The 23,235-nt window shown below is 65.3% G+C and carries 23 protein-coding genes; 10 read left to right on the forward strand and 13 right to left on the reverse strand.

The features are described 5' to 3' along the window. Positions 1–17 precede the first annotated feature (17 nt). The 8 genes from scpA to XH87_RS31110 form a co-directional block, all read right to left on the reverse strand. A complete protein-coding gene (scpA, locus tag XH87_RS31075; RefSeq protein WP_271590914.1) occupies positions 18–2,174 on the reverse strand; it encodes a methylmalonyl-CoA mutase in 2,157 nt (718 codons plus the stop codon). Between the two features lie 16 nt (positions 2,175–2,190). After that, the gene (locus XH87_RS31080; RefSeq protein WP_035716340.1) at positions 2,191–2,655 is read right to left on the reverse strand and encodes a GFA family protein; all 465 of its coding nucleotides are present in this window, start codon (positions 2,653–2,655) and stop codon (positions 2,191–2,193) included. Further along, entirely contained in the window at positions 2,652–4,523 is a 1,872-nt protein-coding gene (locus XH87_RS31085; protein ID WP_271590175.1) for a methylmalonyl-CoA mutase family protein, read from the reverse strand. The genes XH87_RS31080 and XH87_RS31085 overlap by 4 nt, the downstream gene beginning before the upstream one ends. 81 nt (positions 4,524–4,604) lie before the next feature. Beyond that, positions 4,605–5,096: a 2-amino-4-hydroxy-6-hydroxymethyldihydropteridine diphosphokinase gene (folK, locus tag XH87_RS31090; protein ID WP_271590176.1), complete on the reverse strand. Its 492-nt coding sequence runs from the start codon at positions 5,094–5,096 to the stop codon at positions 4,605–4,607. A 2-nt stretch (positions 5,097–5,098) separates the two neighbouring features. Then, positions 5,099–5,467 carry a dihydroneopterin aldolase gene (gene folB, locus XH87_RS31095; protein WP_271590177.1) on the reverse strand — a complete coding sequence of 123 codons (369 nt, stop codon included), beginning with the start codon at positions 5,465–5,467 and terminating at the stop codon, positions 5,099–5,101. After that, on the reverse strand, positions 5,464–6,324 hold the full coding sequence (folP, locus tag XH87_RS31100) for a dihydropteroate synthase (protein ID WP_271590178.1): 861 nt from the start codon (positions 6,322–6,324) through the stop codon (positions 5,464–5,466). The genes folB and folP overlap by 4 nt, the downstream gene beginning before the upstream one ends. 274 nt (positions 6,325–6,598) lie before the next feature. Then, complete coding sequence (locus tag XH87_RS31105) at positions 6,599–7,006, reverse strand: DUF4332 domain-containing protein (RefSeq protein WP_035716334.1); 408 nt, start codon at positions 7,004–7,006, stop codon at positions 6,599–6,601. Positions 7,007–7,031: 25 nt separating this feature from the next. Then, positions 7,032–7,397 (reverse strand): DUF2267 domain-containing protein, encoded by a 366-nt coding sequence (locus tag XH87_RS31110; RefSeq protein ID WP_271590179.1) that lies wholly within the window; start codon positions 7,395–7,397, stop codon positions 7,032–7,034. A 347-nt stretch (positions 7,398–7,744) separates the two neighbouring features. Here XH87_RS31110 and XH87_RS31115 point away from each other — a divergent pair, with 347 nt between their 5' ends. From XH87_RS31115 to XH87_RS31125, 3 genes are all read left to right on the forward strand, one after another. Beyond that, the gene (locus XH87_RS31115; RefSeq protein WP_271590180.1) at positions 7,745–9,370 is read left to right on the forward strand and encodes a helicase HerA-like domain-containing protein; all 1,626 of its coding nucleotides are present in this window, start codon (positions 7,745–7,747) and stop codon (positions 9,368–9,370) included. Between the two features lie 196 nt (positions 9,371–9,566). Further along, a complete protein-coding gene (locus tag XH87_RS31120) occupies positions 9,567–10,895 on the forward strand; it encodes a glycosyltransferase family 87 protein (protein WP_271590181.1) in 1,329 nt (442 codons plus the stop codon). 24 nt (positions 10,896–10,919) lie between these two features. Beyond that, on the forward strand, positions 10,920–12,314 hold the full coding sequence (locus XH87_RS31125) for a M20/M25/M40 family metallo-hydrolase (RefSeq protein WP_271590182.1): 1,395 nt from the start codon (positions 10,920–10,922) through the stop codon (positions 12,312–12,314). A gap of 129 nt (positions 12,315–12,443) precedes the next feature. On the opposite strand, the gene XH87_RS31130 is transcribed toward XH87_RS31125, so the two are convergent. Together XH87_RS31130 and XH87_RS31135 are read right to left on the reverse strand one after the other, a co-directional pair. After that, the gene (locus tag XH87_RS31130) at positions 12,444–13,223 is read right to left on the reverse strand and encodes a class II aldolase/adducin family protein (RefSeq protein ID WP_271590183.1); all 780 of its coding nucleotides are present in this window, start codon (positions 13,221–13,223) and stop codon (positions 12,444–12,446) included. Between the two features lie 180 nt (positions 13,224–13,403). Further along, entirely contained in the window at positions 13,404–15,053 is a 1,650-nt protein-coding gene (locus XH87_RS31135; RefSeq protein ID WP_271590184.1) for a glycosyltransferase family 39 protein, read from the reverse strand. 312 nt (positions 15,054–15,365) lie between these two features. Here XH87_RS31135 and XH87_RS31140 point away from each other — a divergent pair, with 312 nt between their 5' ends. Together XH87_RS31140 and XH87_RS31145 are read left to right on the forward strand one after the other, a co-directional pair. Next, positions 15,366–16,190: a DUF308 domain-containing protein gene (locus XH87_RS31140; protein ID WP_271590185.1), complete on the forward strand. Its 825-nt coding sequence runs from the start codon at positions 15,366–15,368 to the stop codon at positions 16,188–16,190. Between the two features lie 147 nt (positions 16,191–16,337). Continuing rightward, positions 16,338–16,754, forward strand: coding sequence for a MucR family transcriptional regulator (locus tag XH87_RS31145; RefSeq protein WP_035699751.1), 417 nt, complete (start codon positions 16,338–16,340; stop codon positions 16,752–16,754). A gap of 4 nt (positions 16,755–16,758) precedes the next feature. Here XH87_RS31145 and XH87_RS31150 read toward each other — a convergent pair whose 3' ends face one another. Continuing rightward, on the reverse strand, positions 16,759–17,187 hold the full coding sequence (locus tag XH87_RS31150; protein ID WP_035699749.1) for a SufE family protein: 429 nt from the start codon (positions 17,185–17,187) through the stop codon (positions 16,759–16,761). A gap of 153 nt (positions 17,188–17,340) precedes the next feature. Next, complete coding sequence (locus XH87_RS31155; protein WP_271590186.1) at positions 17,341–17,787, reverse strand: DUF5330 domain-containing protein; 447 nt, start codon at positions 17,785–17,787, stop codon at positions 17,341–17,343. Positions 17,788–18,198: 411 nt separating this feature from the next. Between XH87_RS31155 and XH87_RS31160 the strand changes: the two genes are divergently transcribed. The 4 genes from XH87_RS31160 to XH87_RS31175 all read left to right on the forward strand — a co-directional run bounded on the left by XH87_RS31160 (position 18,199) and on the right by XH87_RS31175 (position 21,544). Further along, a complete protein-coding gene (locus tag XH87_RS31160; RefSeq protein WP_271590187.1) occupies positions 18,199–20,070 on the forward strand; it encodes a PAS domain-containing sensor histidine kinase in 1,872 nt (623 codons plus the stop codon). Continuing rightward, the gene (locus XH87_RS31165) at positions 20,063–20,776 is read left to right on the forward strand and encodes a peptidoglycan-binding domain-containing protein (protein ID WP_271590188.1); all 714 of its coding nucleotides are present in this window, start codon (positions 20,063–20,065) and stop codon (positions 20,774–20,776) included. Before XH87_RS31160 ends, XH87_RS31165 begins: the two co-directional genes overlap by 8 nt. 157 nt (positions 20,777–20,933) lie before the next feature. Next, positions 20,934–21,146, forward strand: a complete 213-nt coding sequence (locus tag XH87_RS31170; protein ID WP_199762855.1) for a hypothetical protein — start codon at positions 20,934–20,936, stop codon at positions 21,144–21,146. Positions 21,147–21,199: 53 nt separating this feature from the next. Next, positions 21,200–21,544 carry a DUF1491 family protein gene (locus tag XH87_RS31175; protein ID WP_035699739.1) on the forward strand — a complete coding sequence of 115 codons (345 nt, stop codon included), beginning with the start codon at positions 21,200–21,202 and terminating at the stop codon, positions 21,542–21,544. A gap of 264 nt (positions 21,545–21,808) precedes the next feature. On the opposite strand, the gene XH87_RS31180 is transcribed toward XH87_RS31175, so the two are convergent. After that, complete coding sequence (locus tag XH87_RS31180) at positions 21,809–22,780, reverse strand: DUF2336 domain-containing protein (protein WP_271590189.1); 972 nt, start codon at positions 22,778–22,780, stop codon at positions 21,809–21,811. Positions 22,781–23,045: 265 nt separating this feature from the next. Between XH87_RS31180 and XH87_RS31185 the strand changes: the two genes are divergently transcribed. Continuing rightward, positions 23,046–23,234, forward strand: coding sequence for a hypothetical protein (locus XH87_RS31185; RefSeq protein ID WP_035699736.1), 189 nt, complete (start codon positions 23,046–23,048; stop codon positions 23,232–23,234). The last annotated feature ends 1 nt before the right edge of the window (position 23,235 follow it).

The raw sequence follows: 23,235 nt of genomic DNA on the forward strand, positions 1-23,235 counted from the left end.
GGAAATTGACGGCGAAGCTACTCCGCCGCCTCGCTATGCCCGAGCCGGGCGTTGAGCTTGCGGATCAGCTCCTCGGCCGCGTCGGCAATCACGGTGCCCGGCGGGAAGATCGCCTCCGCCCCGGCGGCATAGAGCGCATCGTGATCCTGCGGCGGCACCACGCCGCCGACGATGATCATGATGTCGTCGCGGCCCTGCTTCTTCAGCGCGGCCTTCAGCTCCGGCACGGCGGTGAGATGGGCCGCAGCGAGCGAGGAGACGCCGAGGATGTGCACGTCGTTCTCGACCGCCTGCCGCGCGGCTTCGTCGGCGGTGGCAAACAGCGGCCCGATATCGACGTCGAAGCCGATATCGGCAAAGGCAGACGCAATCACCTTCTGGCCGCGATCGTGGCCGTCCTGGCCGATCTTGGCGACCAGGATGCGCGGGCGGCGGCCTTCCGCCTCCTCGAACGCGTCGATCAGCGCTTGCACCTTCTCGACCTGGTTACCCATGCTGGACGCCTCCCGCTTGTAGACGCCGGTGATGGACTTGATCTCGGCGCGGTGCCGGCCGAACACTTTCTCCATCGCGTCCGAAATCTCGCCGACGGTGGCCTTTGCCCGTGCCGCGTCGATCGCGAGCGCGAGCAGGTTGCCGTTGCCTTCGCCGGCCGAGCGAGTCAGCGCGGCGAGCGCGGCATCGACGTCCTTCTGGTTGCGCTCGGCCTTCAGCCGCTTGAGCTTGTCGATCTGCAGGCGGCGGACATTGGTGTTGTCGACCTTGAGGATGTCGATTCTGTCCTCGTCGGTCGGCTTGTACTTGTTGACGCCGATCACCGCCTGCTTGCCGGCATCGATGCGCGCCTGGGTCTTGGCCGAAGCCTCCTCGATGCGCAGCTTGGGCACGCCGGCCTCGATCGCCTTGGCCATGCCGCCGAGTTCCTCGACCTCCTGGATGTGGCTCCAGGCCTTCGCGGCGAGGTCGCGGGTGAGTCGCTCGACATAATACGAGCCGCCCCAGGGGTCGATGATGCGGGTGGTGCCGCTCTCCTGCTGCAGGAAGAGCTGGGTGTTGCGGGCGATGCGCGCCGAGAAATCGGTCGGCAGCGCCAAGGCTTCGTCGAGCGCGTTGGTGTGCAGCGACTGGGTGTGGCCCTGCGTCGCCGCCATCGCCTCCACGGTGGTGCGCATCACATTGTTGAAGACATCCTGCGCGGTCAGCGACCAGCCCGAGGTCTGGCTATGCGTGCGCAGCGACAGCGAGCGCGGGTCTTTCGGATTGAACGGCTTGAGCAGCTTCGCCCAGAGCAGGCGCGCGGCGCGCAGCTTGGCAACCTCCATGAAGAAGTTCATGCCGATCGCCCAGAAGAACGACAGGCGGGGGGCAAAGCGGTCGACGTCGAGGCCGGCGGCGAGGCCGGCGCGCAGATATTCGACGCCGTCGGCGAGCGTATAGGCGAGCTCGAGATCCTGCGTCGCGCCGGCCTCCTGCATATGATAGCCGGAGATCGAGATCGAATTGTATTTCGGCATCTTTTGCGAGGTGTAGGCGAAGATGTCCGAGATGATCCGCATCGAGGGCGCGGGCGGATAGATATAGGTGTTGCGCACCATGAACTCTTTCAGAATGTCGTTCTGAATGGTGCCCGACAGCTTCTCCGGCGGCACGCCCTGTTCCTCGGCGGCGGCGACGTAGAGCGCGAGGATCGGCAGCACCGCGCCGTTCATGGTCATGGACACGCTCATCTGGTCGAGCGGAATCCCCGCGAACAGCGTGCGCATGTCGTAGATGGAATCGATGGCAACGCCGGCCATGCCGACGTCGCCGCCGACGCGCGGATGATCGCTGTCATAGCCACGATGGGTGGCGAGATCGAAGGCGACCGAGAGGCCCTTCTGGCCCGCCGCGAGATTGCGGCGGTAGAACGCGTTGGAATCCTCCGCCGTGGAGAAGCCGGCATATTGCCTGACCGTCCAGGGCTGGTTGACATACATGGTCGGGTAGGGGCCGCGCAGATACGGCGCGATGCCGGGATAGGTGTCGAGGAAATCGAGCCCGGCGAGATCAGCCTCGCCATAGGCGGGCTTTACGAGAATGCCCTCGGGCGTCAGCCAGGGCTCGGCGCTGCCGGTCGGGGCGGCTGTGGCGGCTCGCTCGAAGGCAATGTTTGCGAAATTGGGAATGCGGCTCATGGTTTCAACCATATCATCAATCATGATCCGGATGCTGATGGCTGATGATGGTCGCCATCTTCTCCGGTCCGTAATTCTGCTGCGTGGTCTGGCTCGGCAAATTGGCGATGCCGACCACCCAGCCGAGGCGGGATTCGGTGCCGAATTGCCGCGTCGGGATCACGCGGTCGGGGTGGTCGAACGCCCCGGTCATGATCTCGATGCGGTCGCCGTCGATGCGGCCGAAGCTCAGCGGCGTGCCGCAGGCGGCGCAAAAGCCGCGCTCGGCGATGGTGGAAGAGCGGAAGAACGAGGGCCGTCCCCTGGTCCAGGCGAACTCGGTCTTGTTGATGTCGGCAAGGGAGGCGAATGGCGCACCGGCTGCCTTCTGGCACATCCGGCAGTGGCAGATCGAAATCCTGGTCGGCGCCGTCATGACGGCAAAGCGCACGGCGCCGCATTGGCAGCCGCCGGTGAGAACGGGTTTGCTGGTTTCGGTCATGGCTGCTCCATCCGTCGGTAGGCGTCTTGCAGCGTGGCAAGCGCATCGCCTCCGGCGAAGACAAAACCGGTGACGCCGGCGGCCCGCAGCGCCGCCTCGGTATCCGTCGGGCGGCCCGCCAGATAGATATGTCGGCCGCCTGCGGTTTGCAGGGCCTTGGCCGCAGCTTCAGCGTGTTCCGCATAGACCTTGTCGCTGGAACAAAGGCAGGCGAGCTCGGCGCCGGAAGCCTTGAAGGCGGCGGCCAGCTTGGCCGGATCGGCAAAACCCTCGCTGTCCACGGCCTGGATGCCGCCGGCTTCGAAGAAGCTCTTCGCGAAGGTGGCGCGCGCCGTGAAATCGGCGGGCACGCCGAGATTGGCCAGGAACACCTTTGGCCGCATGCCGCGCACCTTCAACGCCGCGTCGGATTTGTCGCGCAGCGCCTCGAACGGTTCGGCCAGCCGGATCGGCGGCAGCGCATCGAACTTGTATTTTGGCTCGCCGTAAGGAGCGAGTGTGATCGGTGTCGCTTTCAGTACGGCGGCTTCGCTCTCATGCAGGTTCGGAAACTCGCTGGCGCCGGTCAGCACGTCGCGGCGCTTTGCGATGTTGGCGTCGCGCGCCTTGCGTGCCGCCGCGACCTTGCTCTGGAAGAGGCCGTGCCGAAGCGCCGCGAAGGCGCCGCCGGCTTTCTCGCTGTCCTGGAACAGGGCCCAGGCGCCGTCGCAAAGCTGCGCGGTCAGCGTCTCGATGCCGCCTGCGCCCGCCGCGGGATCGCTGACCTTGGCGAGGTTGCTTTCTTCCAGCAGCAGGGCTTGCGTGTTGCGTGCCACACGCCGCGCGAACGGATCGGGCAGGCCGAGCGCCAGCGTATGCGGCAGCACGGTGATCGCGTTGGCGCCGGCAAGTCCGGCCGCGAACGTCGCGATGGTCGCGCGCAGCATGTTCACGTAGGGGTCGCGCTGCGTCAGCATGCGCCAGGCCGTATCGGCGGCGATGAACAGCGGTTTTGGCGACAGCCCGCACGCTGCTTCGATCCGTGCCCACAACAGCCGCAGCGCGCGGAATTTGGCCATGGTCAGGAACTGGTCGGCATCTGCGGCCAGCCGCGCATAGACCATGCCCTGCGCCTGCTCGAGAGGAATGCCGGCGCCTTCGATCGCACGCAGATAAGCGACGCCGCAGGCGAGCACGAAGGCGAGCTCCTGCACCTCCGAGCCGCCGGCATCATGGATCACGCGCCCGTCGGCGGACGCGAACGGTCCCTTGAAGCCGAGCGCGGCGAGGCCTTTGATGGCGCCGGCGATGGCAGGAACGATCTCGTCCCAGGTGTAGGGGCTGTGGCCCCACACCGCTGCGGCCGCGAGTGGATCGAGTCCGAAGCGGATGTTGCAGGCTGCGGGATCGAGCCCCTTGCTCTTCGCATATTCCGCGACATGGATCGCAGCCATGCGCGACTGCGGGCCGATCTCGAGCTCGATGCCGATCCCGGCGTCGAGATGAATGTCCTTCAGAACCTTTGCAACCGCCTCGGCTGAAGGTTCCAGGCCGAAACCGCGCGCGCCATTGGCGTCGGCGAACACCAGCGCGAGCCCGGTCGCACCGTTCTCCAGATCCTGCAACGCCTGCGCATTCGCGAGCGCCGCATCGGGATGGTCGATCCGCTGCACGATCTGCCAGGGCGCCGCCGCCGGCCGGCCCACGACGGGCGCAACGCCCTTGGCGCGGGGATAGAGCGGATCGATCCTGATGCCGTCATAGGTCTTGCCGACCAGCTTCTCGAACGGCGCGCCCTTCAGCACGCCGTCGACCAGCTTGCGCCAGTCCTCGACGGTGGCCCTGGGAAAATCCGCCGACAGCGGCAGGTCGTCAGTCATGGAGGTCATGCGGCGAGGGGCTCCCAAACGTCTCGTTATTCGCAGGCGAAATTGCCACGGCAGACCGTCCCTGCAAACGGTTGTTTTTGGTTAACCGGTATCCGGAAGCCGCTCAATGCCTTGCGTCGAGACGCCGGCGAGCCCGTCACGCACACGAATGCCAGAGATCACGCGGTCAGGCGCGATTTCGGCCAGCGGCACCAGCACGAAGGCGCGCTCGAACAGGCGCGGATGCGGCAGCGTCAGATCCGGCTTCCGCAAGGACACATCGTCATAGGCGATCATGTCGAGATCGAGCGTGCGCGGGCCCCAGCGCCTTGCCTTCTCGCGCGTGCGGCCGAATTTCTGCTCGACTTTCTGCAGCACGAACAACAGCGCGTGCGGATCGAGACTGGTCTCGATCTCGATGCAGGCATTGATGAAGGGATCCTGGTCCTCGTCGCCCCATGGCGGCGTCGTGTAGTCGGACGAGCGTGCAATCAGCGCGGCTTGCGCCATGCCGCAGACGTGGGCGATCGCCTTGCCGAACGTCGCGCGGACATCGCCGACATTGCCGCCCAGCGCGATCAGCACGCTTGCCATGCTCAGGGATGCCGCGAGCGCATCAGCATGATGCCGACATCGTCGAAGATCGCGGCGATCGGCGCATGCGGCTTGTGCACCGTGATCTTCACGGCGCGGATGCGCGGGAAGTGCGACAGGATGGCGTCGGCCACGGCGCCGGCCGCGCGCTCCAGCAGCTTGTAATTGGTATTCTTGAACGCCGCCGTTGTCGTCGCCACGACGTCGGCGTAGGACACGGTATCGGCGAGCCGGTCGCTGCGCGAGGGCTCCGACAGGTCGGTATAGAGCTCGAGATCGATGACGAAGCGCTGGCCGACTTCGGTTTCGTGATCCATCACGCCGTGGCGGGCATGGATCGACAGGCCAGTGACGAAGATCGTGTCGGTCATTGCTTGCTCTCGATTGCATGCGCCACGCGCAGGGCCTGCAGGGTTTCGGCGATATCATGGGTCCGGATGATCTTCACGCCGCGTTGCGCGGCGATCAGATGTGCCGCGATCGAGCCGGCGAGCCGCTCCGATGGTTCCGACGGCGACACCGAGGCGATGAAGCGCTTGCGAGAGGCGCCGACCAGGATCGGCAGGCCGAATATGTCGAAGTCGCGCAGCCGCGCCAGCGCGGTCATGCTCTGCTCGGCCGTCTTGCCGAAACCGATACCGGGGTCGAGCACGATCTTGTCGCGCGCGATACCGGCCTTTGCCGCGATCTCCAGCGAGAGTGCAAAGAACGCCTTCATGTCCGCGATGATGTCGATCGCGGGATCGACGCTGTCGCGATTGTGCATGACGATGACGGGGGCGCCTCTTGCGGCGATCAGTGGCGCCATGTCGGCGTCGCGTTGCAGGCCCCAGACGTCGTTGGCGATCGCCGCGCCCTGGTCAAGCGCGAAGGCCACCACCTCCGCCTTCATGCTGTCGATCGAGACGGGCACGCCGAGCGCCACCACGTCGGACAGCACCGGCTTCAGCCGCGAGAGCTCCTCCGCCGCCGTGACCGGCCGGGCGCCCTTGTAGGGCCGGGTGGACTCGGCGCCGATATCGATGATGTCGACACCATCGGCGATCATCGCCCGCGCCCGCTCCAGCGCCCGCGCGGGCGCGATGAACGCGCCGCCGTCGGAGAAGGAATCCGGGGTGATGTTGAGCACACCCATCACCGCCGGAAGCGGCCGCTCCAGCAGCGTCCGCAGCGCATCAGGCCCGGCCGAGCCGGCCGGCGGGACGGAAGGGGAGCGCGAGGCGTTCATGCCGGTGGCTTTAGCGGGCGGGGACGGGGAGTCAAGGCGGGAGTGGAGTGGGCGGTGCCGAGGTTTGGGCAGGGGGATCGCACCCCCCGCTGTCATTGCCCGCGAAAGCGGGCAATCCAGTATTCAGAGGCCGTGCCGTGATACGGAGAAGCTGCGGCGTACTGGATACTCCGCTTTCGCGGAGTATGACCGCGGAGTTGGAGCAGGCATTATTGCGCGCTAGGCAAACGATGCCGAGAAGCCGCTCGGCTCGCCCAATGCTGAGACGTCCGCCCTAATACGTGATCTTCGGCGGCAGCTTCTTGGCCTTGGCGATGATGTCGCCGACCGACTTCTCGGAAGGCAGGATGCGGACGAGCTTCTTCTTCTCGTTGGCCTCGCGCATGCTCTGGGCGAGCCGTGCCGGATTTCGATAGGCGAGCTCGCGCACGGTGGTGACGCCGGCGGCGCGGACCAGGCCGACCTTGGCCCTGCCCATGCCGGGGATGCGCATGTGGTCGGAGACGTTCGCCCATTCCAGCAGCAACTGCTCGCTGATGCCCGTCTTGGCGGAAAGCGCCTTGCGGCCCTTCACGGTCGAGGCCGCCTCGAGCAGCGCGTCGGTGGTGCGGATTCCTTGCGCCTTCAGCTTGTTGGCTGCAAAGGCCGACAGTCCCTCAATCTCGGAGATCGGATATGTCATGATACTCGATGTGAAATGCGTGGCTTCAGGCGAATTGGCTGAGGCCCGGCGTCCCCGCGATGATCTTGCCCATCTGATCCGCTCCGATTTTGTCTCGCCCGTAGCGGAAAAGTTCACGGGCGACGTTTTGAATCTCGGACATGCCAAGTCCAAGGCCCATCAGGCGCGTGCCGACCGCCATCAAGCCGCCGCCCATCAGCCGCGACAGTCCGCCGCCGCTCCTCGACGTCTCGATCGCGGCTTCCGCACCGGGAATCTGGTCGATCAGGGCCTGCACGCTGTCGGAAGGACCCTCGTTGCGGAGGAAGCCCAGGATAATGCCCACGTTTTTTTCGGCGACAGCACTATCTATGCTGGCGTTTGTCGCCAGCCGTCCGATCAGCTCGTCCATATGGCCTGCCCCTCAGCCGGTTCACATGCCGGAGTATTGCTTTCAAGAATGATCTTGAGCCGGTGTGATGTGAAATTCAAGCGATGAACGCAGGCGCCGTCCCGATTCATCATCGAACGCGCGAAAAGTGTTGCAGCCGTGCAAGAGCGGAGATCGAACCGGCAAAAAAATGCCGCGTTGCGAATGTCTCGTTCCTACTTTCGGCTGATGTCGTCCATTTGGTCCGACAATGCCGCCGATCGGGGCGGGTTGAACGATTTTAATCGGTGCGCGACATGCGTTAGACTACGGAACTGGTGCATTCGAGCGTCGATACGCGAAACCGGGCAGAGAGATCAGAGAGAATAATGACCGCACAAGACAGCAAGCTCGGCGATACCGACGACAAGATCTTCGTCGGCAAGGGAGAGGAGCAGGCATGGCTGACGCTGGCGCTCGCCAATCGCCACGGCCTCGTCACGGGTGCAACCGGAACCGGCAAGACCGTGTCGTTGCAGGTCATGGCGGAAGGATTTGCGCGCGCCGGTGTTCCGGTCTTCGCGGCGGACATCAAGGGCGATCTGTCTGGGATCTCGGAAGTCGGCGAGGCCAAGGACTTCATCCTCAAGCGCGCGGGCGAGATGGGCCTCAGATTTCAGCCGGACCAGTTCTCGACCGTGTTCTGGGACGTGTTCGGCGAGCAGGGCCACCCGGTGCGCGCCACCGTCACGGAAATGGGGCCGCTCCTGCTCGCGCGCATGCTCGACCTGAACGACGTGCAGGAAGGCGTTCTCAACGTCGCCTTCCGCGTTGCGGACGAGAATGGTCTGCCATTGTTGGATATGAAGGATCTGCGGTCGCTGTTGGATGCGATCGTTCCCGCCAGCGGCAAGAAGGCCGCGGATGCCGAGGAAGATCCATTGGCCGAGATCCGCAAGGCCGCGCAGAGCTTTGGCAATGTCAGCAAGGCGACGGTCGGCACCATCCAGCGCCAGCTTCTGGTGCTGGAAAACCAGGGCGGAACGAAATTCTTCGGTGAGCCGGCACTGGAGCTGAAGGATTTCATGAAGACCGATAGCGACGGTCGCGGCATCGTCAACATTCTGGTTGCCGACAAGCTGATGGAGAGCCCCAGGCTCTACGCTACCTTCCTGTTGTGGTTGCTGTCGGAGTTGTTTGAGGAACTGCCTGAAGCCGGCGATCTGCCGAAGCCAAAACTGGTGTTCTTTTTCGACGAGGCGCATCTGCTGTTCAACGATGCGTCGAAGGCACTGATGGACAAGATCGAGCAGGTGGTTCGTCTGATCCGTTCCAAGGGCGTCGGCGTCTATTTCGTCACGCAGAATCCGATCGACGTGCCAGACAAGGTGTTGGCCCAGTTGGGTGGTCGCGTGCAGCATGCACTGCGCGCCTTCACGCCGCGCGACCAGAAGGCGGTCGCCGCCGCGGCGCAGACCTTCCGGCCCAACCCGAAGCTCGACACCGCCAAGGTGATCACGGAGCTCGGCAAGGGCGAGGCGCTGGTGTCCTTCCTCGAGGGCAACGGCACGCCTTCGATGGTGGAGCGGGTGATGATCCGGCCGCCGACGGCGCGGATTGGGCCGATCACGCCCGAGGAGCGCAAGACGATCATGAGCAGGAGCCCGGTGAAGGGCAAGTACGATACCGCGGTGGATCGTGAGTCCGCCTATGAGATACTGCAGAAGCGCGTGGCCGGCACGGCTGCGCCTGCGGACGCACAAAATGGCGGAGCCGGCGCCGGCGGCATCCTTGGCCAGATCGGTGCGATCGTCGGCACCATCTTCGGCACCAACGTCAAGCGAGGCCGTCTGTCGACCGGCCAGGTCATTGCGCGGGACGTGACACGATCGGTCACCAACCAGGTGATCGGCGGCATGGCCGCCAATATAGGCAAGTCGGTCGGTGGCCAGCTCGGCGGCTCGATCGGCCGCACGCTGGTCCGCGGCGCGCTCGGCGGATTGCTGCGGCGTTAGGCAGAACGCCCTGTGTCGGGCAATTCCGCTCGACCACAATAGGTCGTCATGCCCGGGCTTGTCCTGGACAAGCCCGCCCCTGACGCTGCGGAAGCTCGGTTGTCCGAGGCCAGCGCCGGTACAATTTCAGGTGAGGGGCTCTCCAAGCCTCTGCCGGTCTGCTAGGTCCTGTTTCGTCGCCGCACAGGACCGCACCGTGACCCCTCCCGCCCCGTTAGCCAAGCCTGATGCGCCGAGACGCCTGTCGCCGCGTGCGCCGCTCGACCTGCTTTTTCTATTCTGCTGCGTCCTCCTGACGGCGGACGTGCTCGTCCCCGAGATTTTCGGCCACGGCAAGACCAAGGATTACTCGCTCTGGTACTGGGCCGGGCAGCAGGTCTTGCAGGGTGGGCCGCTCTATCCGGCCACGGCCCGCGAGTATTTCGAGTTCATCTATCCGCCGCTCCCGGCAATGCTGCTGGCGATCCCGAGTTGGTTCGGCAAGATCCCGCTCTACGTCGTTCTGTCGATCTTGAACGCCGTGGCCTGGTGGTACACCGGGACGTTCTCCCAAGTCATGGCCGGCTCGGACCGCAAGCCTGGCCCCTGGCTGGAAGCGCTGCCGGCCTTCGTCACTGTGGTCTTCGTGTTCGACATGTTCGACCTTGGCCAGCCCAACCTCGTCCTGCTGGCGATGATGCTCTACGGTTTCTGGAGCTTGCGGCATCAGCGGTCGTGGCTAGCAGGCTTCATGTTCGCGCTCGCGGTCGCCATCAAGGTGTTTCCGATCGCCGTGCTGCCCTATCTGCTCTGGCGCCGCAGGTGGGCCGCCCTCGTCAGCACGATCGTCTTCACCGGCATCCTTCTCTATGTCGCGCCGGCGCCGATCCGCGGCTTCGAGCGCAATGCGGCCGAGCTTGCGACCTGGTATCAGGGCATGGTCGGGACGAACTCGGAAAAGGGTTTTGGTCAGCGTGACGAGCAGAACTGGTCGTGGGTCAACCAGTCCGTCATTGCCGTCACGCATCGGCTGGTCCGGCCGATCAACTACAATCAGGAGGATCCCAACAAGCCGCCGCGCACGATGAATGTGATCGACGTCGACTACAGGACGGCGAACTGGATCGTGCTTGCGGTGTCGGCGTTGCTTGGGCTCGGCTTCGTCGCGGTGATGCCGCCACAGCGGCGGCGAACGGAGCGCTCCGATGCAGAGGAGCTCGGCATCCTGTTCTGCCTGATGACGGTGGCCTCGCCTCTGGCCCGGCAATACTACTTCATGTGGCTGTTCTTCCCGATCACGGTGTTGATGCATCGTGCCGCCTTCGACGTGCGAGCGCATGTGCGCCTGGGAACCTGGCTCGCTTTGGGCGCCGCCGGCATCCTCATGCTGTTGTCGCTGCCGTGGTTTCCCAAGGTCATCCAGGCCTGTGGCAACAACCTCGCTGCGACGGCCGTCCTCGCAGGGTGCCTCGCCTGGCACATCAGGCATCCACCGGTTGCGGCTAGCCCCAGGGCCGCGCCGGCGCTAAAACCCGGGACCTCTTGAGACCCAACAATCAGGATCACGACCATGGCCAATGCGCAGCTCCAATCCGTGCTCGACCACATCGACAGGGATTTCGACGGCAGCCTGGAGCGCCTGTTCTCGTTGCTGCGCATCAAGTCGATCTCGGCCGATCCGGCCTTTGCGGATGATTGCAAGGCTGCGGCCGAGCATCTCGCCAAGGACATCGCCAGCTTCGGTGTCGCGACCGAGGTGAGACCGACCGCGGGTCATCCCGCCGTCGTCGGCAGGACCGGAGCGGGCGGGCGGCCGCACGTGCTGTTCTACGGCCATTACGACGTGCAGCCGGTCGATCCGCTCGATCTCTGGCGCCGTCCGCCGTTCGAGCCCGTCGTCGCGGATCATGCCGACGGCCGCAAGATCATCGTCGCGCGAGGCGCCGAGGACGACAAGGGCCAGGTGATGACCTTCGTCGAGGCCTGCCGCGCCTGGAAGAAGGTGACGGGCTCGCTGCCGGTCGACGTCACCTTCCTGATCGAAGGCGAGGAGGAGGTCGGCTCGAAGAATTTCGTGCCCTTCATCGAGGCCAACAGGAACGAGCTCAAGGCAGATTACGTGCTGGTCTGCGACACCGGCATGTGGGACGGCAACACGCCGGCGATCACGACCTCGCTGCGCGGCCTGCTCTATGAAGAGCTGAAGATCACCGCGGCCAACCGCGATTTGCATTCCGGCGTGTTCGGCGGCAGCGCGATGAACCCGATCCGGGTGCTCACGAAAATTCTGGGCGGCCTGTTCGACGACGACAACCGCATCACCATTCCCGGTTTCTACGATGGTGTGAAGGAGACGCCGCCGGAGATCCTGGAGCAGTGGAAGAAGCTCGGCTTTACCCCGGATTTCTTCCTCAAGCCGGTCGGATTGTCGATCCCGGCCGGTGAGAAGGGGCGACTGCTCGTCGAGCAGGCGTCGACACGTCCGACCTGCGACGTCAACGGCATCTGGGGCGGCTATATCGGCGAAGGCTCCAAGACCGTGATTCCGTCCCATGCTTCGGCCAAGGTGTCGTTCCGCCTTGTGCAGGGCCAGGACCCGCAAAAGATCCGCAAGGCCTTCCGTGATTACGTGACCGCGCGGATTCCCGGCGACTGCAAGGTCGAGTTCGGCGACCACTCCGCCGCGCCCGCGGTCGCGCTCGACTGGAACATGAAGCCGCTCGCCGCCGCCCGCAAGGCGCTGACGGAGGAATGGGGCAAGGAGACGGTGCTGATGGGGTCTGGCGCCTCGATCCCGATCGTGGCCGACTTCAAGCGCACGTTGGGCCTCGACTCGCTGCTGGTAGGGTTTGGCCTCGACGACGACAACATCCACTCGCCGAACGAGAAATATGATCTGCGCAGCTTCCAGAAGGGCATCCGCTCCTGGGCCCGCATCCTCGCGGCGCTGGCGGAGGTGAACTGAGGACCAAGAACTCTACCCTCGCAATGAAAGGCCGCACCAAATAAAAACGCCGCCCGGAATTGGGCGGCGTTTCATTCCAAAAGGCGTAGAGGTTGGTTGGGCGCTACTCTACACCAGATCCCGAATATCTCAAGACCTGTAGCCCGGGTTGACGCGGTCGAGCTTGCGCAGCAGGGGCGGCCATACCAGGTTGGTCGCGCGCAGCTCGGCGCGGTCGCGGTTCGACAGCAGCTCGGTGTTCTTGTCGATCGCGACATCGTCGACCGGATAGACCGGCGTGCCCAGCGCGCGCGTGCGCACCTGCATCGAGCAGGCGCGCTCGAGATGATACATGCGCTCGAAGGCGGAGGCGACCGAGCGGCCGACCGTGAGCGTGCCGTGGTTGCGCAGGAGCATGTGGTTGTGGTCCCCGAGATCGTTCTGGAGCCGCGGCCGCTCGTCGTGGTCGAGCGCAATGCCTTCATAGTCGTGATAGGCGAGGTCGTGGGTGACGAGCTGGGCGGTCTGGTTCAGCGGCAACAGGCCCTCGGCGCTGCTCGACACCGCAGTGCCGTCGAGCGTGTGGAGATGAAGCACGCAGATCGCGTCCTCGCGCACCTCGTGGATGGCCGAGTGGATGGTGAAGCCCGCCGGATTGATGCTGTATTCGCTCTCGGAGAGCTGGTTGCCGTGCAGGTCGACCTTGACGAGGCTGGAGGCGGTGATTTCGTCGAACATCAGCCCGTAGGGATTGATGAGGAAGTGATGCTCGGGGCCGGGCACGCGCGCGGAGATGTGGGTGTCGACCAGATCGTCCCAGCCGTACAGCGCGACGAGGCGATAGCAGGCGGCGAGATTGACCCGTTGCTGCCACTCCGCCTCCGTCATGTTCGACGGCACTTCTTTAAGGCGCGCTTCCGCTGGCGACATGGCCGATCTCTCCGAACATCGTTGTTGCGGGGATGCACCCTAGTCGTGGCGGTGGGCGGCGGCAAGGCGCGTCCGGAGCGCGGCAGTCAAGCGTAGTCCGCATGAGCGCAAGCGTATGCGGGACCAGGCGAGGGGTTCCGGATGTCACTTTCCGCTCATCCGGGCTGCCGGACACGATCACTACGGCGCCGGGATCGACAGCAGGCTGGAAATGCTGCGGCCGCGGATGTCGTAGACGCGGGCGAAAACCACGTCGTCGCGCTTGATCTCGACCATGACGGGTGCGGTGAGACCCTTGCAGTAGAACTCGCCGAGGGTCATGGCGAAATCGGCCGCGTTGGAATCCCAGCCGATGGTGAAGTCGGGCCCGAGCGCGACCTGGGCCGGACGCTGCGGACCGCACACCGCGACCTTCCACTTGCGATTGGTGGACGGCACTTCCTGGCGCTCGACGAGCTGCTCGCGCAGTTCGTCGGAGGCCTGCTTCAGGGCGAGGCCCCAATAGTCCAGCATGAAGCGGTTGTCGGCGCCGCGAACGGTCCCGGCGATGTGGTTGAAATGCGTGTATTGATAGGGGTGCAGCCGGATCATCTCGGCGAGCGACAGCGCGAGGCCGAAGCAGAAGGTCGCGAGCACGACCGGCTGCCAGGTGCGGTGATTGGCGCGCAGGCGCTCCATGGCCCAGGCGAAGGCGACGCCGCCGAGCACCGCCATCGGCGGGATCACGAAGACGAAATGACGGATGCCGTTGTACAATGCCGGGCGCTTCACCATCGCGATCGCGAGCGGCAGGGTGGCAGCCAGCGTCAGCATCAAGAGGATGGTCTTGCGGCGCGCCGGAACCTCGCGTCGGGGCAGCATGGCGAACGTGCCGAACACGGCGCCGGCCATCAGCACCAGCATCACCTCGGGCAGCTGGAGTGCGAACAGCGTCGGCAGATAGGACCAGGGCATGTCGGGCACCGACACGATCGCGCCGTCGAACATCTCCTTCCACGGCTTCTCGAAGAAATGCGAGAAGTAGGTCAGCGCCTCGAAGGGATTGCCGGGCTCCATGATCGACCACGGCCAGATCAGGCCCATCACGAGGTAACCCAGCACGAGGCCGGGCAGCAGCACATAGACGACATGGGCAAAGCGGCGGACCGACTCGCGCAAACCTTCGGTGCGCAGTTCCTCCAGGAACAATGGCATGAAGCCGAGCACGGCGTAGACCAATGCGAGCCCGCCGAGAATGCGGCAGCCCAGCGAAAGGCCGGCACCCAGGCCGACAATGAGGATCGTGCGCGGCGACGGCTGCGGATATTCCTCGGCGAGCCGGACGAGGCCGAGCATCAGGATGATCATGGCCACCGCGAAGGGCGCATCCTTCGGGTTCATGAACATGTGGCCGTAGAAGATCGGGCAGAGCGCGAGCAGCAGGAGCGAGGCAAGACCGGCAAGGGGGCCGCCGACGCGGCGGCCGAGCCGCCACGTCACCGCAAGCCCGATCACGCCGACGATGGCGCCGACCAGACGGCGCGTCTCGAACAATTCGAGCGGAATGACCTTGTGCAGGAGGGCCGCGACCATGTCGAAGCCGCCACCATACATGTAGAGATTGGCGAAGGAGAGCGCCGCGGTGTCCCTGAAGCCGGAACCAAACATGCGCAGCAGCAGGTCGGCATATTCAGCGTGGGTGTAGTCGTCCCAGCCGAGCCCGTAGTCGCGGAAGGTCAAGCCTGCAATGACGGCGACCGCGGCCAGCACCAGCATGGCGAGATCGTCGCAAGTCCGTTCGACCGAGCGCCGCAGAGGCGTGTCGATCGCCGAGGTCGTGATGGATGTCATGGCTATCGGTGCCCCGGGATCCCCTCTTGGCCCTGCTGGTGCGCGCGGGCCTGCTCCCCGGACTCCCTATAGCGCAGTTCCATTACCAAGTAATTGGGCATTATGGCTAAATTCCTGATGCGACGCAGCAATTCCCGTTCTTGAGAGGAGTTTCAGCAGTACCGAGCCGGAGCTGAAGGGAATGTGAATAAGTCTCTGATTTCCTTCCCTTTAGGAACACCGCCCGCAATTGGCCGTTGGCGTGGAACATCGTATGACGGTATCTTGGCGCAGCGGTTGTCGCGTGTGGATGCGCGGCCGGGGGTGAGTTCGATGAGCTTGGCATTGTTGATCGTGGGGATTTGCGCCGTACTGGCGGGTCTCCTCGCGATCATTTTCGGCCTGACGATCAGTGAGTTCAGCCTCGGCGGTACTCTCATAATCTCCGGCACCATCGGCGTCTGCTCCGGAATGTTACTGATCGGCCTGCGTCTCGTGCTGATCGAGCTCAAGGGCATTGCCCGCCGGCTGGCCGATGTGGTCGTGCCGTCCGAGGTGCGGGTCAGGCCCGTGCTGCCGGGTCTCGCCGTATCTGGCGCAGCTGCGCCCGAGCCAGCGCCGCCATCCGCAGGTCCGCCGCCCTGGCAGAGCGAAGCTGCTGCGCGCGAGCGTCCGCGCGTCGAGGGACCGCAGGAGGCGGAAGCTGCTACGCCGCCGCCCGCTCCGGAAGCGCCGCGCCGGCGCAACCTGTTGTTCGCCTCGACCTCGCGCAAGGAGCGCGAGCGCGCGGAGGCGAAGGCCCCTGAAGATATGCCGCAGCCGCCTGCGGAGCCCGGTGAGGCCCCGGACCTTCCGCCTGCGAGCTTTGACGTCGCCTGGCCGAAGCCGGACCGTACGCGCGCGCCGGAGCCGCCGCCCGCCCCGCGCCGTCCGCCGCCGCGTTCTCCGTCGACCTTTGCGGAGGCCGCCCCACCGCCTGCACCCGAACCGCCGCCAGCTGTCGAGCCGGCGCCCGTGACCGTGCTCAAATCCGGCGTCGTCGACGGCATGGCCTATTCGCTCTATTCCGACGGCTCGATCGAGGCGCAGATGCCGGAAGGCATGATGCGCTTTGCCTCGATCGACGAGCTCCGCGCCCATCTCGACCAGCGCGGTTGAGGCCGCCGCGGGCAAGTAAAACCGCGCCGTTCATCAGTAATCAGCGGGTCGTCCTCAGTTGTCGCATTTCAATCGAACGTATTGTTGACACGGAATACCTTGGCGTCGTCAATGCCGTGAGACGCAAGGTGGAGAGAGGGCGGGCCGATGTCGGACGCTGGGGCGAAGAATTTCATCGAGCTGACGGCGAGCATCGTGTCGGCCTATCTCAGCAACAATTCGACGCCTGCGGCCGAAATTCCGAACCTGATCAGCCAGGTGCATGGCGCCTTGGTGCGCGTCTCGTCGGGCCGCACCGAAACCGCGCCGCTGGAGCCGGCCAAGCCGGCGGTCTCGCTGAAGAAGTCGATTGCGCCCGATTATCTGGTCTGTCTCGAAGACGGCAAGCGCTTCAAGTCGCTGAAGCGCCATCTGCGCACGCAGTACAACATGACGCCGGAGCAATACCGGGAGAAGTGGGGCTTGCCGGCCGACTATCCCATGGTCGCTCCGAACTATGCGGTGGCGCGCTCGCAGCTGGCCAAGCGGATGGGCCTCGGGCAGCAGCAGCGGAGGCGGAAGTAATTTCTTACGTCGCCTCCGCCAGCGCCTCTTTCGCGTCGGTCTTGATGCGCTCGACCATCGAGCGCAGGCCGTTGGAGCGCTGCGGCGTCAGGTGATCGCGAAAGCCGAACTCGTTGAACACCGCGATCGCGTCGGTATCGAGGATCTGCTGCGGCGTGCGGCCCGAATAGAGCGCGAGCACGATCGCGACCAGCCCGCGCACGATATGCGCGTCGCTGTCGCCGCGATATTTCAGGATCGGTTCGCCATTGCCGCGGTCGACCAGCTTCTGGAGCCAGACCTGGCTGACGCAGCCCTGTACCTTGTTGGCGGCCGAGTGTTCCGCTTCCGGCATCGGTTCCAGGGTACGGCCGAGCTCGATGACATACCGGTAGCGGTCGTCCCACTCGTCCAGAAGCTCGAAATTGTCCCTGATTTCGTCGATCGTCGTCATGCTGGCCCGTGTTCGCGTTCAAGCCAATATAAGGTCGCGAAGCCGTGAAATCGATAGGGTTGGGCCCCAAATTGACGATCGGAATGTCTGCAGCCGGTCGTCCGGCTCACCTCCGCCCTCGCGAAAGGCGGGCCACGCTCGCACCGGTTCAGTTCACTGATTGTCCTGATTCGCCGCCGCAGGTCCGCGCCATTCGAGCGCGAGGTCGTCCTGGGTCAGGGTGTCGCGCGGCGCCTCGTTCTCGGCATTGACGTCTTCGCCGGCCATCGCGATCGAGCCGGTATGGTCGGGCGCCTTCTTGTCGGTCTTGTCGTTCTTGTCGTTGGTGATCTGCTCTTTCTTGTCGTTGATAATCTGGTAGAGCTTCTTCGCGCCGTCCTGGGCGCGCTGGCCGATGATGGTCGCGGCCTGTCCGCCGACCTCGCAGGCCGCCGGCTGGCGCTTGCAGAACTGGGTCATGTCGGAGACGGCCGCAGTCGCAGCCTGCACCGCGTCGGCGGCGCCGATCTGCGGCAGCTTCTCCGATTCGGGCGTCTTGTCCCGCGGCAGGAGCACCAGCACCAGCCCGAGCCAGAATGTGATGCGAAGCAGAAAGCGCATCTTGTCGACCTGTCCGTTAGAGTCCGCCCGCGGCAATCTCCGCGGATGCCGGACCTAGCAACTCTCGATAAATCGCAAGTGATTGCCTTGAGCTTAATTCGCGAAAAGTTGACGCAAGATTCTTCGGAAGCGACGGTCTCGTAAATTTTCGATTGACGTCCGCGTCCGTGATTCCGCCGGCCGCCCGCATCCACCAATTCGAAACCATGCGGAGGACGGTGAAACCCTGTGTTCACCATCCGCAGCGAAGACGTCGCCAAATCGTCTAAAAAGCTCCGCGACGGCGCGCTGTCCGTCGGCACGCGGCGCCGCCTTAGCACTCGTTTAAGGTCGCTCTGACACGGTGGCTCAACGACAAGGAGGCGTTCCGGCGCGTCTTCCAGAAGACGATCGAGCCGAAGCGCGAGACCCGTGACAGTTTTGAGTATCATCCGCGATTGTCTCGATGCACTGCTGCATCCCTCCGCGCGCTACGATGCGCTGATGCGAGCGCGCCATCGTGCCTTCATGGCGCCGCGGCTGCTCGGCAGCCTGGCCGCCTTCGCCGCATTCCCGGTCTATCTCGCCCTGCGTGGCGCACCGAGCGCGGTCGAGGTCGCGGCCTTCGCCTGGCTGATCGCGCCGATCATGTTGTCCTGGTTCCTGTCGCGCACTGGACGCTACGAAGGCGCGCATGTGCTGTCGTCGCTGGCGCTCGCCGGCCTGATCATGGCGGTCGCGGTCACGACGGGCGGCATCGAATCGTTCGCCGCGGTCTGGCTGGTCGTGGTTCCGCTCGAAGCTGCACTGTCGGCCTCGCGGCGCGTTGCGGCTTTCGCTTCGCTGCTCGCGCTGTCCTGCGCCGGGATGCTGATCCTGATCAGCCAGTTCGGCTGGCTGCCGGTGGCGGAGCCGAGTGCGGCCGAGCGCGGCGTGCTGATGGCGTTCGGCGTTGCGTCTGCGACCCTCTATGCCGCAGGCCTCGCCTTCGGCGCGGAATCGCTCGCGCGCACCGGCGTCGCGCTCCTGTCGCGCGAGGAGGAGCGCTATCGCCTGCTCGCGCGCAACATGAGCGACGTGATTTCGCGGCATCAGCGCAACGGCGCCGTCCAGTTCATCTCGCCGGCGGTGGAGGCCATGCTCGGCGTGCAAGTGGCGCAGCTGCTCGGCCACGGCCTGTTCGACCGCGTCCATGTCGCCGATCGGCCGGCCTATCTCACCGCTCTGTCGGATGCGGCGCGTGGCGACATCGGCAGCGTCGAGTTCCGGCTGCGGCGGGAACCTGTTGACTCCGAGCGCAGTCAGGTCGATTTCATCTGGGTCGAGATGCGCTGCCGCCCGCTCGACCGGGATCCGGGCCGCCAGGATACCGATCGTGCTTCCACCCGTGAAGTCGAAGTCGTCGCCGTGATGCGCGACGTCACCGACCGCAAGCTTTTCGAGCAGGCGCTGGATCAGGCGCGCAGCGCCGCCGAGGCGGCCGATGCGGCCAAGACGCGCTTCCTCGCCACCATGAGCCACGAGCTGCGCACGCCGCTCAATGCCATCATCGGCTTCTCCGAGATGATCGCGCAGGAGCAGACCCTGATGCTCGGGGCGGCCCAGCGCAAGGAATACGCCCAGCTCATCAACGATTCCGGCCAGCATCTGCTCTCTGTCGTCAACGGCATCCTGGACATGTCGAAGATGGAGTCGGGCAATTTCGAGATCGCGTCCGAGCCGTTCGCGCCGCGCGCCTCGCTGCTCCATTGCTGCAATCTGCTGGCGCTGAAGGCGCGGGAGAACGGCATCGACCTGATCACCGACGTGCCGCAAGATCTGCCCGTCATGACCGGCGATCCCAGGGCCTTCAAGCAGATCGTGCTCAACCTCGTGGCCAATGCCATCAAGTTCACCGAGCGCGGCGGTCAGGTCTCCGTATCGGCCGCGGCGTCGGGTTCGCAGCTGACGCTGCGCATCAGCGACACCGGCGTCGGCATCGCACCCGACGACCTCAAGCGCATCGGCGCGCCGTTCTTCCAGGCCGGCAAGACCTATCAGCGCCGTCACGAAGGCACCGGACTTGGACTTTCCATCGTCAAGAGTCTCGTGGCGTTGCATCTCGGCGAATTGACGGTACAAAGCAGGTTGGGAGAGGGCACCGCCGTCACCATCAAGCTGCCGCTCGTCTACACGCCGCCGCAAATCAGGCCGGCCCATGAGAAGGCGAGCGAGAGCAAGATCGCGACGCTGACGCCGGTGCTGCGCCAGGACCTTCAAGACCAAACTCACGACCAACACGCTCTGGTGAAGAAAAGTGCCTAAGAAGTCTGCCAAGGACGAAGCCGCTCCGCGCCGCCGTGGCGCCAAGGGCGGAGTCAAGGCCGCGGTCATCGATGTCGAGACCGAGCGCAACCTCGTGATGCGCGTGCTGCTGCACAGTCCCAAGGATACGCTGGCCGGCCTCGTTGCCGTCGCTGCGATCGCTGCGATCGTTGCCAATGCGCTGTTCCTGCAGACCGGCCGGCACCCCGCGCCGATGTTCGGCACGGTGATCAATCTTCCCGCGCCGTCGTCCGTGCCGCTGTCGAACCCCTTGCCGCGTCCGCGCCCCGTCGGCGCCGATACCTCGCCGCTCGAGCCGCGAGCGACGGAGTTCCGCGTCGAGCCCAAACCTGCCGAGCATGCCGTCGAGAAGGCGCCCGAAAAGCCCGTCGAGGCGACCGCATCGACGCGCTCGAACGATCCGATGACCAACCTGGTCAAGGCGACGACCTCGACGCCGCCCGCGGCCCTGCGTCCGCCGGCGCCGATTCCGGTGCAGAGCCCGGCCGCGCGACGTATTGCCGGCGTGCAGCGCGCGTTGTCCGAATATGGCTACGGCAATTTGAAGATCACGGGCACGATGGGCGGCGAGACCCAGTCCGCGATCCAGAAGTTCGAGCGCGAGCACAAGATGCCGGTCACCGGCCAGCTGTCCGATCGGCTGCTGCGCGAACTCGCCGCTGCGATCGGCCATCCCGTCGAATAGCCGCACCTCAAGCCGTCATTGACGCAAATCAATTCCGGCGTCGGGCTCCCGCACAGCAGACCAGATCCGCGAGCGAGCGCGATTTGCGTGGGATCAATGACGGCGGGCGGCCTCGGGGAACATGATCACTCATCCTCATCAAGGAAGAGAGGTCGTCATGTTCAAGGTCTCGATTCTCGTATGGATCATGCTCGGCACGACGCTGGCGGGCATCAGCCTGATCGTCGTGCTGATGGTGCCGAGCTTCGCCGCCGACGCCATCAGGAACATCCCCTATGCCGTGGCCGTGGGATTCGCGCTCGCGATGCCGCTGTCATATTTCGTCGCGACCCAGATTCGCGGCGGCCAGGACGGCGCGCGCAAGGCGTGAGACGGACGAGGTGAGGCTGGCATGAGACCTCGCGCTGGCCTATCGTCGAACTCATGCGTTTGAAATCCAACATTTGGGTAGCGGCCTACTTGCGCCGCTGCCAGACCGAGGGCGTGTTCGGTGCCGTGCGGCGCCGCGGCGCTGAGGAGGCGGGTGCGGTGTTCGTCAAGGTGTCGCTGCTCGACGGCAACGCGATGCTGTACGCGCCGGCGCCGCAGACCGTCTATGACGACGGCCGGCCGATCGATCGATTTTTCGTGCCCGTCTCGCCGCAGCCGCTGGCGGAGCACACGATCGAGGAGCGGCTGACCAAGGAAATCCGCTTCGATCCCGACGCGTGGATCGTCGAGACCGAAGATCGTGCCGGGCGGCATTTTCTGGAATTGGCGAAGGCCTAGCTATCGCCCCGCCGTGTCCCGGACAAGCGGCAATACGTCAGCGTTGCCGTGCAGAGCCGGGACTTAGAAAGCGGCATGAATCGACGCGGTGAAATGGACCCCGGCTCTGCAGCGCACCGCACCGGACGATGCTTCGCAGCGCCGGGGGCGCTGCGCTGCGTCCGGGGCACGAGGGCAATGTGTCGCTCGCTGCATCGGCAATGACGAGCTTGGAACGCGCTGAGTGCTTGACACTCAACGCCAACAGGAGCGGGCGCGAACAAATCAGCGGTCCGACGACCCGCCGGTGCCCATCCGCACCCCTGGCGCGGAGCCGGGCTGCGCGCCCGGCCGCGTCTGGCCGGCGCCCGCCCGCGCGCGCTGGCGTTCGCCGTCATGCAGCGCTGCCTGGTACTTCGCGCGCGTGACAGCGAGCGTCGAGCCGCGCCAGGCCGCCAGCATCACCAGCGCCGCACGCTCGCCGAGGCGGTCGTAGAGCCGCGACAGCCGGTACACCTCGTTCACGGAGGTGCCGATCTCCGGCTTGAAGAACAGCAGGATGCGCTGGAAGACCGGGCTCGGCATGTCGAGCGCGCGCGCGGCGACCGCGAGCGCCTCGCCGCCGGCATCGTCGACGATCTGGGCTGCGACGCGCGAGGGCAAAATCAGGCTCTCGACCAGCTCGAAGGCGAAGTTCTCGACGTCGCCCGCGATCGCCGCCATCTCCAGGATCTGGATCGCGCGCCTGGCGCGCACGGTCGGGATGCGCGGCGCGGCCTTCAGCGGGCTCTGCGCCAGATTGTGTAGGATCAGGGCGCGCTCGGAGGCACCGGCGCGGAAGAACATGTCGTGGATCTCGGCGGCCTCCTTCGGCTGCATCGCCATGTTGGTGGCCATGCGTTGCTCGGCCTCGGTCGGGACGCGGGAGGGCCCGGACGGCGGAGTGGGGATCTCCCGGGCCAATGGCACCCTGCGGCCCTCATGGGTCGCGACCAGCCCGAGCTTCTGCAGGACCGGGACGGGCGTCTGCGCATAGACCGCGAGCCGCGCCTTGACGGCCGCGCGCGTCGCATCGTCGACCTGGTCGATCAACCGCGTGGCGAGTTCGACGAACTGCCGCTGCTCATCGTCGCTGTGGGTGCTGGTCTGGACATAAAGGTCGGTCAGCACGCGCAGCAGCGTCGGACGGACATCGACACCTTCGCGACGGGACAGGGTCATCAGCCCGTCGAATCCGGGAAACAGCGACTTGGTCATGGAGGCGTACGCAACTCGGGAAAGATACTCGTTGGCGAGCCTAGCGCAGGTTCTTTTAAAGCCTCGTTAAGGAAAACGAGGCGTGAAGCCGGCCCTGCAACTTAAGGCGTTGTCGTGCCGCAACGGGACGGCGCGGCGCGCCCGTGAGGTTACGGTCCAAGGGTCGACCGAGGGGCGCGTTTACATCCCGTTAACCATGAACTGATCTTAATGAATGCATGTTGCAGGGGCGCGTTCGGTCGCGCGGCAATCGAAGAGAGCTGACATGGGGACCATCATCGAATTTCCGGCCGGTCGCCGGGTGGGCTCGTCGGGGGATGTCGCTCCGCGCGCGGACATGGGAACGGTGCTGATCCTTCCCGTGATCCGGATCGAGCGTGAGGCGGACGAAACCAGCGGCGATCGCGGGCCGGAGCAGGGCGCAGCGCCGGGGCGCCGTCGTCGCCGTCGCTGAC

The organism is Bradyrhizobium sp. CCBAU 53415, assembly GCF_028128735.1.
GTDB lineage: Bacteria > Pseudomonadota > Alphaproteobacteria > Rhizobiales > Xanthobacteraceae > Bradyrhizobium.

Coding starts and splice junctions, on each gene's coding strand:
- scpA (WP_271590914.1), bottom strand. CDS start 2,174: ATGAGCCGCATTCCCAATTTCGCAAACATTGCCTTCGAGCGAGCCGCC.
- XH87_RS31080 (WP_035716340.1), bottom strand. CDS start 2,655: ATGACCGAAACCAGCAAACCCGTTCTCACCGGCGGCTGCCAATGCGGC.
- XH87_RS31085 (WP_271590175.1), bottom strand. CDS start 4,523: ATGACCTCCATGACTGACGACCTGCCGCTGTCGGCGGATTTTCCCAGG.
- folK (WP_271590176.1), bottom strand. CDS start 5,096: ATGGCAAGCGTGCTGATCGCGCTGGGCGGCAATGTCGGCGATGTCCGC.
- folB (WP_271590177.1), bottom strand. CDS start 5,467: ATGACCGACACGATCTTCGTCACTGGCCTGTCGATCCATGCCCGCCAC.
- folP (WP_271590178.1), bottom strand. CDS start 6,324: ATGAACGCCTCGCGCTCCCCTTCCGTCCCGCCGGCCGGCTCGGCCGGG.
- XH87_RS31105 (WP_035716334.1), bottom strand. CDS start 7,006: ATGACATATCCGATCTCCGAGATTGAGGGACTGTCGGCCTTTGCAGCC.
- XH87_RS31110 (WP_271590179.1), bottom strand. CDS start 7,397: ATGGACGAGCTGATCGGACGGCTGGCGACAAACGCCAGCATAGATAGT.
- XH87_RS31115 (WP_271590180.1), top strand. CDS start 7,745: ATGACCGCACAAGACAGCAAGCTCGGCGATACCGACGACAAGATCTTC.
- XH87_RS31125 (WP_271590182.1), top strand. CDS start 10,920: ATGGCCAATGCGCAGCTCCAATCCGTGCTCGACCACATCGACAGGGAT.
- XH87_RS31130 (WP_271590183.1), bottom strand. CDS start 13,223: ATGTCGCCAGCGGAAGCGCGCCTTAAAGAAGTGCCGTCGAACATGACG.
- XH87_RS31135 (WP_271590184.1), bottom strand. CDS start 15,053: ATGACATCCATCACGACCTCGGCGATCGACACGCCTCTGCGGCGCTCG.
- XH87_RS31140 (WP_271590185.1), top strand. CDS start 15,366: ATGAGCTTGGCATTGTTGATCGTGGGGATTTGCGCCGTACTGGCGGGT.
- XH87_RS31145 (WP_035699751.1), top strand. CDS start 16,338: ATGTCGGACGCTGGGGCGAAGAATTTCATCGAGCTGACGGCGAGCATC.
- XH87_RS31150 (WP_035699749.1), bottom strand. CDS start 17,187: ATGACGACGATCGACGAAATCAGGGACAATTTCGAGCTTCTGGACGAG.
- XH87_RS31155 (WP_271590186.1), bottom strand. CDS start 17,787: ATGCGCTTTCTGCTTCGCATCACATTCTGGCTCGGGCTGGTGCTGGTG.
- XH87_RS31170 (WP_199762855.1), top strand. CDS start 20,934: ATGTTCAAGGTCTCGATTCTCGTATGGATCATGCTCGGCACGACGCTG.
- XH87_RS31175 (WP_035699739.1), top strand. CDS start 21,200: ATGCGTTTGAAATCCAACATTTGGGTAGCGGCCTACTTGCGCCGCTGC.
- XH87_RS31180 (WP_271590189.1), bottom strand. CDS start 22,780: ATGACCAAGTCGCTGTTTCCCGGATTCGACGGGCTGATGACCCTGTCC.
- XH87_RS31185 (WP_035699736.1), top strand. CDS start 23,046: ATGGGGACCATCATCGAATTTCCGGCCGGTCGCCGGGTGGGCTCGTCG.